10 protein-coding genes are annotated in these 11460 nt (G+C 38.2%); 3 read left to right on the forward strand and 7 right to left on the reverse strand.

Going from position 1 to position 11460, the window contains the following annotated elements; genetic code table 11:
• Nucleotides 1-2: 2 nt before the first annotated feature.
• Together SanaruYs_RS18155 and SanaruYs_RS18160 are read left to right on the forward strand one after the other, a co-directional pair.
• Nucleotides 3-218, forward strand: a complete 216-nt coding sequence (locus SanaruYs_RS18155; protein ID WP_127124029.1) for a hypothetical protein — start codon at nt 3-5, stop codon at nt 216-218.
• Nucleotides 219-326: 108 nt separating this feature from the next.
• Nucleotides 327-1244: a TerC family protein gene (locus tag SanaruYs_RS18160; RefSeq protein WP_127124030.1), complete on the forward strand. Its 918-nt coding sequence runs from the start codon at nt 327-329 to the stop codon at nt 1242-1244.
• Nucleotides 1245-1374: 130 nt separating this feature from the next.
• On the opposite strand, the gene SanaruYs_RS18165 is transcribed toward SanaruYs_RS18160, so the two are convergent.
• The 7 genes from SanaruYs_RS18165 to SanaruYs_RS18195 form a co-directional block, all read right to left on the reverse strand.
• The gene (locus SanaruYs_RS18165) at nt 1375-2613 is read right to left on the reverse strand and encodes a metallophosphoesterase (RefSeq protein WP_246011942.1); all 1239 of its coding nucleotides are present in this window, start codon (nt 2611-2613) and stop codon (nt 1375-1377) included.
• 129 nt (nt 2614-2742) lie between these two features.
• On the reverse strand, nt 2743-6180 hold the full coding sequence (locus SanaruYs_RS18170) for an efflux RND transporter permease subunit (RefSeq protein WP_127124032.1): 3438 nt from the start codon (nt 6178-6180) through the stop codon (nt 2743-2745).
• 17 nt (nt 6181-6197) lie between these two features.
• Nucleotides 6198-7361, reverse strand: coding sequence for an efflux RND transporter periplasmic adaptor subunit (locus SanaruYs_RS18175; RefSeq protein WP_127124033.1), 1164 nt, complete (start codon nt 7359-7361; stop codon nt 6198-6200).
• 12 nt (nt 7362-7373) lie between these two features.
• Nucleotides 7374-8798, reverse strand: coding sequence for a TolC family protein (locus SanaruYs_RS18180; protein ID WP_127124034.1), 1425 nt, complete (start codon nt 8796-8798; stop codon nt 7374-7376).
• Nucleotides 8799-8810: 12 nt separating this feature from the next.
• Nucleotides 8811-9440 carry a TetR/AcrR family transcriptional regulator gene (locus SanaruYs_RS18185; RefSeq protein WP_127124035.1) on the reverse strand — a complete coding sequence of 210 codons (630 nt, stop codon included), beginning with the start codon at nt 9438-9440 and terminating at the stop codon, nt 8811-8813.
• Nucleotides 9441-9562: 122 nt separating this feature from the next.
• A complete protein-coding gene (locus SanaruYs_RS18190; protein WP_127124036.1) occupies nt 9563-9919 on the reverse strand; it encodes a hypothetical protein in 357 nt (118 codons plus the stop codon).
• A gap of 27 nt (nt 9920-9946) precedes the next feature.
• A complete protein-coding gene (locus tag SanaruYs_RS18195) occupies nt 9947-10489 on the reverse strand; it encodes an RNA polymerase sigma factor (RefSeq protein ID WP_246011943.1) in 543 nt (180 codons plus the stop codon).
• Between the two features lie 150 nt (nt 10490-10639).
• Between SanaruYs_RS18195 and SanaruYs_RS18200 the strand changes: the two genes are divergently transcribed.
• Nucleotides 10640-11425, forward strand: a complete 786-nt coding sequence (locus SanaruYs_RS18200) for an alpha/beta fold hydrolase (RefSeq protein WP_127124037.1) — start codon at nt 10640-10642, stop codon at nt 11423-11425.
• Nucleotides 11426-11460: the final 35 nt, after the last annotated feature.

An 11460-nucleotide genomic window follows, 5' to 3' on the forward strand; every position in this document is an offset into this window, starting at 1 on the left:
CTATGAAATGGATAGTATTGGAAGAAAACCCAATGCCAGATAACTACATTGCCATCATGGCCGCTGAAGAAGATAGAATTTTGCAGATCGAAAAAAAGCGATGCTCAATTTTTGATTCATGTGACAAAGCGATGAATCGCGCGCGCGAATTGAGACAAAAGTACAAAGTTCCAAGTATTCGTTTATTCCAACAAGATGGTATTTCGGCACTTGTATGAAAATAGGTTAAGTTCACTTTTTAGGTTAAGGGTTTCAAAGTGAACGGGGGCATTCAGTTGAATGCCCCTTCTTTTACTAAGTTAATACTTTACACATAAATAATATTTATGAGTCTATCTACACTATGGATTGGGTTTAATCTTTTTGTATTGGTTATGCTGGCTTTAGATCTTGGTCTGTTCCACAGAACTTCGAAGGTGATCAGTGTAAAAAATGCGCTACTCTGGACAGGCATATGGGTGCTCTTTGCTTTCATTTTTAATGTTTTTGTCTATTATGAATTTGGGCAAGAAAAGGCTTTTGAATTTTTTACAGGATACATCATTGAAAAGTCGCTCAGCGTAGACAATATCTTCGTTATAATTTTAATTTTTTCATATTTCAATGTACCTCCTGCTTATCAACACAAGGTGCTCTTCTGGGGAATACTTGGAGCTCTTTTACTCCGTGTTGGTTTCATCTTTGCCGGTGTTGAATTGATTCATCGTTTTCATTGGTTGGTTTATATCTTCGGTGGATTCCTGATTTTTACAGGAATAAAAATTGTTACACAAGGAGAAATGAAACTGGATCCACAACGAAATCCTGTGGTAAAATTTACCAGAAAAATATTCAGAGTAACACCTGATTTTGAAAAAGACAAATTCTTTGTTAGGAAAGAAGGAGTACTCTGGGCAACACCCTTATTTGTTGTTGTTATTCTTATTGAAGCTACTGACTTAGTATTTGCAGTAGACAGTATTCCAGCTATTCTGGCTATTTCAGACGACACCTTTATAGTTTACACTTCGAATGTATTTGCGATACTTGGCTTACGCTCGTTATATTTTGCATTGGCTGGAATAGAGAAATATTTTATCTATTTAAAGTACGGCCTTTCTGTTATACTCGTTTTTGTGGGTGTAAAAATGTGCATCGCAGACTGGTATAAAATTCCAATTGAAATATCACTGGCTTTTATTATTCTTACTTTATCAGTTGCAGTGCTGGCCTCGATGGTATTGAGCAACACTAAAAAAGAATAAGTTAAAAGTGCTAATTCGTTTGGTTACCACTAGTTTCAAAAACATTAGAGATTTAATAAGAGTACCATCCGTCAGACCGCTGAAAGCAGAAGCAAACAGCGGTCGGACGGATTAAGCTAGTGAAATAAGATCAGGCTCTTTTTAATTCCAATATGGTTAGCTCAGGTGGCATACCAATTCGGCCGGGATAACCAATGTAACCAAAGCCTCTGTTTACATACAAGTGCTGATTACCTTCTGAGTATAAGCCTGCCCATTGTTTGTAGGCATATTGAGAAGGACTCCATTTAAAATCACCTATCTCTACACCAAACTGAAAGCCATGTGTGTGCCCTGAGAACATTAAGTCTATGTCTTGATAATCCTTTTTTACCTGTGCATCCCAATGACTAGGATCGTGCGACAATAATAATTTAACGGCAGCCTCATTGGTATTTCTATAGGCTTCATCAAGTTTTCCATATTTAGCAAAACCACCACCTCCCCAATTTTCTATGCCGATTACTGCAATTTTATCTGTTCCTATCTGAAGAAATCTGTTTTCATTCATCAACAAATCGAAATTCATTTGCTTATGTGCAGCCATTAAGTCACTGAAGTTTTTTCGTTTTGCTTCCGCTGATGCCCATTTTTTATAATCACCATAATCATGATTACCCGTAACGGAGTAAACCCCAAGTGGTGCTTTTAATTTATCGAAGATGTTGATATAATCTTTTACCTCCTCACTTTCATTATTCACTAAATCGCCAGTAAAGAAAATAGCATCAGGTTTTTCATTCATCAGCATTTCAACGCCACCTTTTACTGCGGTTTTATTAAAGAAACTACCCGAATGTATATCAGAGATGTGTCCGATCTTAATACCATCAAATGATTGAGGTAGGTTAGGCAAACGCAACGTAACACGCTTGATGCGGTAATCGTGTGCTCCTGAAATGATGCCATAGGCCATTGTACCAAAAGGAATAGCTGCAGCTATCAATGCAGTCTTTGATAAGAATTCTGAACGTGTCAGTACCTCTCCTTGTGTAGTCGTACTTTCTTCTTTAGAAAATGATTGCAGCATCCATCTTATTCCTCTTTGTATATCGTCAATGAAGAGAACAAGAACAGCAAAGAACTTGGAAAAATAAACACCAACAATGCCTGTGATTGCCCAGTTTCTGAATTGTGGCCCTAAACTGTAAGGATTACCAAAAGTCCAGAAGAGTATAATCAAAATGGTGAGTAAAGTAGGTAACCAAAAGAGAAGTCGTACAGATAACTTCCAACCTTCTGAGAGATTTTTGCTTACCTGGACTACTGCCTGAAAAACATAATAGTCGACTAACAGTAAAACGATGATGAGTATAGAAAATGTTAACATACGGGCTAGCATAAAAGATATTGTATTAAAACGCAGTGAATCAACTAATGTTCAGGCTAATACTTCCCTAAAGAAAAAGGTCGCCCATGTTATGGACGACCTTTATAGCAAAATAGTCTAACCTATACTTTACTTATTACTCATTTGAAGTTTAATCCCTGTTTTACGATTTAACCAGAACATAAATTTCTCAACAAGCAAATACATAACTGGTACTACTACCAGGGTTAAGAATGTTGCAAAGATCAAACCGAATATAATGGTCCAGGAAAGCGGTGCCCAAAAGGCAACACTATCACCACCAATATAGAAGTCGGCATCGTAAACATTGAAGAACTTAATGAAATCGATGTTGATACCCACTGCTAGTGGTATTAATCCAAGTACAGTTGTAATAGCGGTTAGCAATACAGGACGCAAGCGGGTTTTACCTGCTTCAGCAATGGCATGCATAACTTCTTCAATTGTCAGGTCCTTGCCTGTTTCTTCCCGTTTACGTTTCTTCTTTAATTCAACAAAGTCGAGTAATACAATGGCATTATTTACCACAATACCTGCCAGTGAGATGATACCCACCATAGTCATGATGATGACAAACTCCATATTGAATATAACTAATCCCAGAAATACACCAATGGTACTGAACAATACAGAAGTCATGATGATTAACGGAGCTGTTAGCTTATTGAACTGGGCTACGATAATAAGGAAGATCAGGAACACAGCGATCATTAGAGCACCTGACAAGAAAGACATTTCTTCTGCCTGCTTTTCTTGTTCACCGCCAAACTTGTAGCTGTACCCTGCTGGCAACTGAAAATCCTCCAAATGATCTTTAATCTTTTGATTTACCTCTGTTGGGTTAAAACCACCCAATACATTTGAGCTGATTGATATCTGACGTTTTAAATCCTTACGCTTGACTGAACCGTAGGTAGAGCTTAACTCTGCTTTAGCTACTGCAGAAATCGGCACCTGCACAATACGTCCATTGGTTTGGTTACGATAAGTAATGTTCTTATTCATTAATGCATCTACATCGTAGCGATACTTATCGTCCAATCTTAATTGGATTTTATAATCATCTTCTCCTTGTTTAAATTTAGAAATTTCCTTTCCGAATAGTGATGTCCTCACTTCGCTGGCAACACTAAAAGTTGAAAGGCCAAAACGTCTTGCTTTTTCACGATCAATATTGACTAGCATTTCGGGCTTACCTGTTTCCAAATCAATTTTGAGTTTCTCAACACCAGGTATACCTGCTTCATTGATATAAGCTTTCATTTTTTCAGCTTGTACTATCAATACCTCCAGGTTATCACCGGTCAATTCAATCATAACAGGCTTACCAGTAGGTGGACCGTCAGCATTCTTCTCAGCAGTTACTGATACACCCGGATAAGTACCCAAATCCTTTCGTAGTTTGTCAAGTGCATCATTCGTATTTACACCTTGACGGTATTTGAAGTCAACGAAGTTTACTGTTATTCTCGCTTTGTTTGGTGATTCGGCCTGACCAATACTTGACATATCGTTTGGATCACCAGTACCAGCACCTACATTGGCAATAATTGATTCAACTGCAGTACCAAATACCTCCATCGATGTAATCACCTTATCTTCTATTACTTTGGTGAATGCGTCTGTTTCCTGAATATCAGCTCCTAATGGGAACTCAATAAACACGTTAACGTACTTTGGTTCGTTTTCAGGGAAGAATAAAACTTTTGGAGCACGTATACCCAAAAGGATTATTGAGAGAAACAATAAGCCAACGGTACCGAAGAATATGAAGTATGGCTTACGACCATGAAGTGCATACTCAATGAGTATTTCATAACGCTTTTCAAGTCGTGGCAATAAGTTTTGCTGAAAGCGATTTGAAAGTGGAACCAATACATAAACATTAAGTATTGTTAATAATGCAAAAAGAATAAGAAGATTACCTAACCAGGTAACACTCAGAAGTAAAAAGACAATACCCAAGGCAGCTGCAATAATCGAATTTCTCCAGATAGCTTTATGATTTACTACAATTTCTTCATCAAGCTTCATGTAATTAAGAATGAACACCGGGTTAATTACCAGCGCTACAAAAAGTGAGGCAGCTAACGAAACAGCAAGCGTAATAGGCAGGTAGCTCATGAATTGACCCATGATACCAGGCCACAGCATAAGTGGAATAAATGCAGCTACTGTTGTTGCGGTTGATGAAATAATTGGCAAGGCTACTTCGCCAACACCAAGTCGTGTTGCATCCCACATTGTATAACCTTCAGATCGTAAACGGTAAACGTTTTCTACCACCACAATACCGTTATCCACCAACATACCCAACGCCATGATCAATCCAAACAACACCATCATGTTGATAGTGATTCCCATTGCATTAAGAATAATAAAGGTCAAGAACATGGAAATAGGAATTGCCATACCCACAAACATTGCATTACGTGTTCCGATAAAGAGTAGTAGTACAATAACCACCACAATCACACCAGAGATAATGTTGTTTTCAAGACTGCTTACCATCTCTTTGGTAAATGAAGACTGATCGTTTGTGATACTTACCTTCAAATCCTTAGGAAAAACCTCAGTTTTTGTTTTTTCTAAAATGGCATTAATCTTTTCTGTGGCAATTAGTAAATTTTCTCCACTGCGCTTTACAACATCCAACATCACAACAGGTTCCTTTCTAAGACGAGCGTAACTCACTGCTTCTACATAATCAAACTCAACTGTGGCAACATCCTTCAGATATACAATGTTTCCATCTTCGTTTTTGATAACTATATTCTCTAATTGCTTTGGATTGGTAAATTCACCTACCACACGAATTGTTCTGCGCACTCCGCCATCTAAAACATTTCCACCCGAAAGAGTAACGTTTTCTGCAGTAACCGCTTGTTCAATGTCACCAAAATTTAATTTACGCGCTTCTAATTCATAAGGATTGACTTTGATTTTTACTTCCTTATCATCAATACCCCTGATTTCAACTTTTGATACTTCAGAAACTTTTTCAATTTCATCCTCCAGATATTCACCATACCGCTTCAACTCTTCAAGAGTATAATTACCTGCCAGGTTGATGTTCATGATTGGGAATTCAGAGAAATTCAATTCGAAAACATTCGGATCAGCAGGTAAGTCCTGAGGAAGTTCCGGCTTAGCACGATCCACTGCATCTTTAACCTTTGATAAGGCCTGTTCAGTAGAAATTTTCGGATCGAACTCAACAATAATTGTTGAGTAATCTTGTACCGAAGTAGACTTGATATTGTCAATTTCGGAAATAGTATTTAATTCCTTTTCAATCTGGCGTGTCACCAGGTTCTCCATATCTATTGGAGAGTTACCAGGATAAGGTGTGCCAATATATACTATTGGTTGTTTTATCTCAGGGTAACTGTCTTTAGGCATACTAACATAAGTTGATATACCTACAATTGTAATAAGGGCTGTTAAGAACATTACCATGGTATTGTTCTTAAGAGAGAAGGTTGTGAGACCAAATTCCTTATCTACTTTCTTATTTTCTTTATCAATATTGTTGCTATCGCTCATATATAAATGATTAACGATTAATTAACAGCTACTTTTGATTCGGCACCTGTTGCCAAGGTTATTTCAGCACCATCAGTTAAGTCTCTGAAACCTTCACCGATTACTGTTTCTGAACCAACAAGCCCTTCCAAAATTTCGGTGTTCCCATTAAAGGATTGACCTATTTTTATGTAAGCTTTTTTGGCATGTGCCTGGTTATGGATCATTTCAACTATGTAAACAAATTGTCCGTTGTTGTCACGTTGAATGTATTTTGTTGGCAAGGAGAAGGTGTTATTATTAACATAATCACGAAGTGTAACAAGTGTAACCTGATTTGGATTAACACCAACACCACCAGACAACTTAACCTCAACAGAAAATGTACGATTTTCAGGATTGATCACTTGACCTACTGACGCAATTATACTGCTAACCTTTTTATCCTGAACAGGGAAGTAAACTTCCGCCTTATCACCTGTTTTAAGTTTGCCAATAAACTCTTCTGAAACATCGGCTTTGATATACATATCGTCTTGACTAACCATTCTTACCAAAGGTAAACCGGGTGATGCCATTTGACCTTCAAGTGCATCAACGCGATCAATAGTACCGCTAAAAGGAGCCTTGATCAACATTTGATCTAATTGCGCATAGGCACCATTGAGTTTTTTCTCAAGACCTTCTTTGGTATTCTTAGCCTGCAGATATTGCACTTCAGTTCCAATATTTTGCTTCCACAATTTCTCCTGTTTCTCAAAAATTGTTTTAGCTAAATCCAAAGAGCTTTTCAGTTCTGCAATTGAGCTGCGTAAAATAGCAGCATCAAGGCTTACTAATAATTGATCTTTTGTTACACGTTGACCTTCTGTTACATGTACGCGTTCAATTTCGCCACCAGTAACAGCACTTAACAATATGTTTTTGCGTGATTCAACAGTGCCTCTCACATCAATAAAATGTTCAAAAGGTTTGTTTTCAATGGCAACTGGCTTAACTAAAACAGAAGAAGCGAGACTTGCAGCAGGATCTGAGTCACGAATTTCCCTCTCAAGTTGCGAGATTGTTTCCTTTAAATCTGCCATAACAGTTCTTACACTATCAAGCTTTTGCTTTTTCATGGTCAGGTCATCAACTGGCGGTGCACTACATGCCGCTGATAAAGCTAAGAGTATTACTGAGGATATGTATGTGTTTTTCATGAGTGTAGATTTTTAGTTTGAGGATTTCTTTAATTTACCGAAGGCTTTGTCTAAATCAACTTTTGCAATCATCAGATCGAATAAAGCACTGTAGTAATTGGTTTGAGCCTGACGTAAGCTATTTTCTGCATCTACTACTTCAAGGTTTGATCCAACACCTTGCTCATATTTGATCTTGGTTACGCGAGCAATTTTTTCTGCCAGTTCTGCATTCTCCTTCTGCCAGTTCGCACTTTTTTGTGCATTGTCAAAGTTTGTAAACGCTTGCTCAATCTCAAGATCGGCTGCGCGTTTTAAAGAAGAAAAACCGTTTTCAATTTTTTGCAGTGTTAGTTTCTCCTGCTTTATTTTATAGGTTCTTTGCAAACCAGAGAAAATCGGCACATTTAAAGTAAGGCCAAATGATGAGTAGTTATACCATTTATCAGGTCCCACTCCAAATTGATCTTCAATATTGGTGTTAGTCCTAAATAAACCGCCAACATTTGGTGATTGAGTTGCGTAACCCAGGTTAGCGTTTGCAGATAGTACAGGCATGCCGGCTGCATATTGATTTTTAACATTTAATTGTTGTAATCTTCTATTTGCTTCCAACACCTGATAATCGGCCCGTTCTCTGTAGTCCCACCCCTCTTTATAGCTATTAATATCTACATCTATTTTAATGTCCTGAATTGTTCCAGCCACAGTTAGCTCTTGCTCCAACGGAAAATTCATTTGGAATTTCAAAAGGATAAGACCAAGATTATTAAGATTGGCGAATTTACTTCGTTCGGCAATCAAGTTGTTGTAAGTAACGCGTATTCTGTCTACATCAATGCTTTCCGCAAAACCACTTTCATATTGCGCTTTGGTGTTACTCAAAAGTGTGTCAAGGCGAGCGATGTTATTGTCAAATAAATCTAAACGCTCTCTGTTGATGAGTACCGTATAGAAAGCCTTACTCACTTGCTGAATGATCTTCTCTTCTGTTTGAGCTGTGGTTTTGTATGCTAATTCCTTGTAGGCATTAGATGCCTGCAGACCCACTAAATAAGAACCATTAAAGATCAATTGATTAATATTAACACCCACATCTCCTCCACTTTTAAGTTGAAAGAAATTTTGTGCACCTACAACATCACCCGGCTGAATACCTGGAACACCAGATAAATCGATAAAGCCTCCAGAAGGATCATAAGTTGTAAAAAATCGGGGTAGTTTTTGGTTGTGAACAATGGAAGCATTGCCGTTTATCTGAGGTAATCCTAAGCCAATAGTTTCTTTTACTTTTGCTTCGGCAATACGCTCATCCAGCGTTGCATTTTGTTTATCGATTGCATTCTCTAATGCGTAAGCTAATGCCTGCTCGAGTGTAAAACTGGATGAAGCTTGTTGCGCCTGCGAACTATTCGCAAACACAAACATGGTTAGTACAAATAGGTATATATATCTCATAGTATGAGGGGATTAAGGAGTGAATTGTTCGGTGGATTTATTTTTATATTTCTGGTAAAGCTTTCTCCCTTTGTCGGTAACAAGACCATAGACAAAATGATCAAAAATCTGTGTTTGTACTTCGGCTATCTTAAACTTAGTACGAGAAAAGATTTCCTCGTTAAAAGCTAACTGTACCAACTCAATACGCATGATTGATAAAATCTCAGGATTCACATCTTCACGCACAAATCCTTCTCGTATACCCGAAGTGAGGTTATCAATAATCTCTTTAATAACTGTTTTCTTAAAGTTGATCCAAATTGACCAAGCTTTTGGATGAAATTTTTGTATATCGAAAAGTAAGGCTGGATTTAGCTCCTCCATTTCTCGCTTCATGCATACTGCTATTTTCGCCAGATGTTCAATAGCGTTGGAAGAGCTATCGCGAAGGGCTGCATACAGTTTTTGTTCTTGCTCCAGATGAGCTGTAGAGACAGCCACAACTAGGTCTTCTTTATCTGCAAAATGCTGGTAAAGTGTTTTCTTTGAAACAGAAAGATGTCGCGCAATATCGTCCATCGATATACTGCGCACGCCATAGCGCATGAACAGCTCCTCCGAACCTTTTAAAATTTTACCTTTAGTCTCAACTTCTTCCATAACACAAAACTGAGGAAACTTTTGATATTTTAAAAGTTTCCAACGTTTCCTTTAACGCCATACGGGCACAATAGTTGAGTTTTTTTTGAATATTTTTTTGGAGAAGTCCCTGAACCAGACTTTCAACCGTTTGAAGTGTCAGAATTCTCAGTTGAAACTTTTTCGTCCCAACGACACCATTTCTCCTTCATTCTGGTTTTAAAACGCTCGCGGTCTTCTGGGCTCATGCTTTGAAATTTATCGTACATCTGCTTCTTCATCTTCCAATGACGCGCACCACTACCATAACTTTTACCCCCAAAACCAAAAAGTATTTTGGATAAGAGTAACAATCCAAAAGTTTGCAGCAGATTAATAGCTGGTAGGCCAAATATTGTAGGCATTAACCAGTTCCATAAGTTCATGGTAAGCAAGCCAATCAGCACGACAAACAATATGCCGAGACAAACCCACATTACTATTTTCAATACTTTGTTCATAAAATCTATTTTCCGGTTTATCGGATGTTATAATTCATCATATAATCTTTGCAACCTCTTTCTCAAGGCAATTATAGCATAGCGCTTTCTTGATAGTAGTGTATTGATAGAAACACCTGTTTCTTCTGCTATCTCCCTAAAGCCCTTCTCCTCCATCTCATTTTTGATGAAGATTTCCCTCTGATCAGCAGGTAGTTCATCCAAAGCATCCATGATGGTATCCCAGATCAAATCTCTGAAATAGGCATCTTCTGGTGTGTTGCCTAAGTCGGGTAAAATTTCTTGAAGGGTAATGGGGGCGTCATCCTCCAATACAGAAAGACCTTCAAAGTCTGCGCGCTGCGGTCTACTGCTGTCTTTTCTGTAGCGGTCAATAATTTTATTGCGCGCTACAGCGTATAGCCATGACGTTACTCTGTCGAGTGACTCAATGGTTTGATACCCTGATACAAATTGAAAGAAAACATCCTGCAGAATATCCTCAGCCTCCTCCGTAGACGATACCTTGCTGCGAATAAAATTCAGCAGCTTGCCTCGCTCTTTCAGAAAAGTTTCTTGTTGTGTCTGCATGGTTAAGTCCATCGCCAACATCATATGCTTTTTAATGAAGTCGCAACAGAAGGAAAAATAGTCTAACAAGATTAGGGATTATTTCAGTAGAAAGTTCCCGGCTTCACTACCTGTTCGGCACAAAGCTTATCTTGCACGCAGAACAAACGGATGCAAACAGCTTTTTTTACATATAAACAAGCCACATTGTGCTACCATAAAATCGGCAGGGGTTCTAAAATCCTGCTTTTTTTCCATGGATACGGTCAGCATGGTAAAGTGTTTGAAGAGAACTCTCGCTTTTTGCAAGAAGAATATACGTGTTACTTATTTGATCTGTTTTTTCATGGAGAGAGCACTTGGGGTTATGGTGAAGAAGTGCTTACCAAGGATTTTTGGAACGATATATTGAAAGCCTTTTTAAATACACAACACATTGAACGCTTTTCATTGGCAGGATTCAGTATGGGGGGGCGCTTTGTTTTTGCCACATTAGAGGCAATTCCGCAACGGGTAGAAGCTATTTATCTGATGGCTCCGGATGGCGTAAAAACTAATTTCTGGTATAACCTGGCTACCTACCCTACCATTTTCAGAAAGCTGTTCAGGAGTATGATTTTACATCCCTCCTATTTTTATAGTGTTGCCAATGTCATTCACAAACTCGGTTTGGTGGATAAAGGCCTGATTCGTTTTGCGGAAAGTCAGATGAAAACAGAAGAAATGCGCAGTCGCGTTTATCATTCGTGGGTAGTGCTCAGAGAACTACTTTTCGATATGAGAAAAATAGCCTCCCTTATTAGAAAACATGGAATACCCACCAATATGGTGCTTGGTAAGTTTGATAAGGTGATCACCATAAAAAACATGCAACACCTCCTCAAACATTTACCGGAGTGTAAAGTCGAGTTGCTAGATACTGGACACAACGGTATAATTAGCCAATGGAAGCCATAGTATAACATCCCCCTGACTCGATATGCAGTTTTGTA

Source organism: Chryseotalea sanaruensis (assembly GCF_003990915.1).
Classification (GTDB): domain Bacteria; phylum Bacteroidota; class Bacteroidia; order Cytophagales; family Cyclobacteriaceae; genus Chryseotalea; species Chryseotalea sanaruensis.

What these genes read in the sequence shown, in the direction of transcription:
- SanaruYs_RS18155 (WP_127124029.1), top strand. Translation starts at nt 3, where the DNA reads ATGAAATGGATAGTATTGGAAGAAAACCCAATGCCAGATAACTACATT.
- SanaruYs_RS18160 (WP_127124030.1), top strand. Translation starts at nt 327, where the DNA reads ATGAGTCTATCTACACTATGGATTGGGTTTAATCTTTTTGTATTGGTT.
- SanaruYs_RS18165 (WP_246011942.1), bottom strand. Translation starts at nt 2,613, where the DNA reads ATGTTAACATTTTCTATACTCATCATCGTTTTACTGTTAGTCGACTAT.
- SanaruYs_RS18170 (WP_127124032.1), bottom strand. Translation starts at nt 6,180, where the DNA reads ATGAGCGATAGCAACAATATTGATAAAGAAAATAAGAAAGTAGATAAG.
- SanaruYs_RS18175 (WP_127124033.1), bottom strand. Translation starts at nt 7,361, where the DNA reads ATGAAAAACACATACATATCCTCAGTAATACTCTTAGCTTTATCAGCG.
- SanaruYs_RS18180 (WP_127124034.1), bottom strand. Translation starts at nt 8,798, where the DNA reads ATGAGATATATATACCTATTTGTACTAACCATGTTTGTGTTTGCGAAT.
- SanaruYs_RS18185 (WP_127124035.1), bottom strand. Translation starts at nt 9,440, where the DNA reads ATGGAAGAAGTTGAGACTAAAGGTAAAATTTTAAAAGGTTCGGAGGAG.
- SanaruYs_RS18190 (WP_127124036.1), bottom strand. Translation starts at nt 9,919, where the DNA reads ATGAACAAAGTATTGAAAATAGTAATGTGGGTTTGTCTCGGCATATTG.
- SanaruYs_RS18195 (WP_246011943.1), bottom strand. Translation starts at nt 10,489, where the DNA reads ATGCAGACACAACAAGAAACTTTTCTGAAAGAGCGAGGCAAGCTGCTG.
- SanaruYs_RS18200 (WP_127124037.1), top strand. Translation starts at nt 10,640, where the DNA reads ATGCAAACAGCTTTTTTTACATATAAACAAGCCACATTGTGCTACCAT.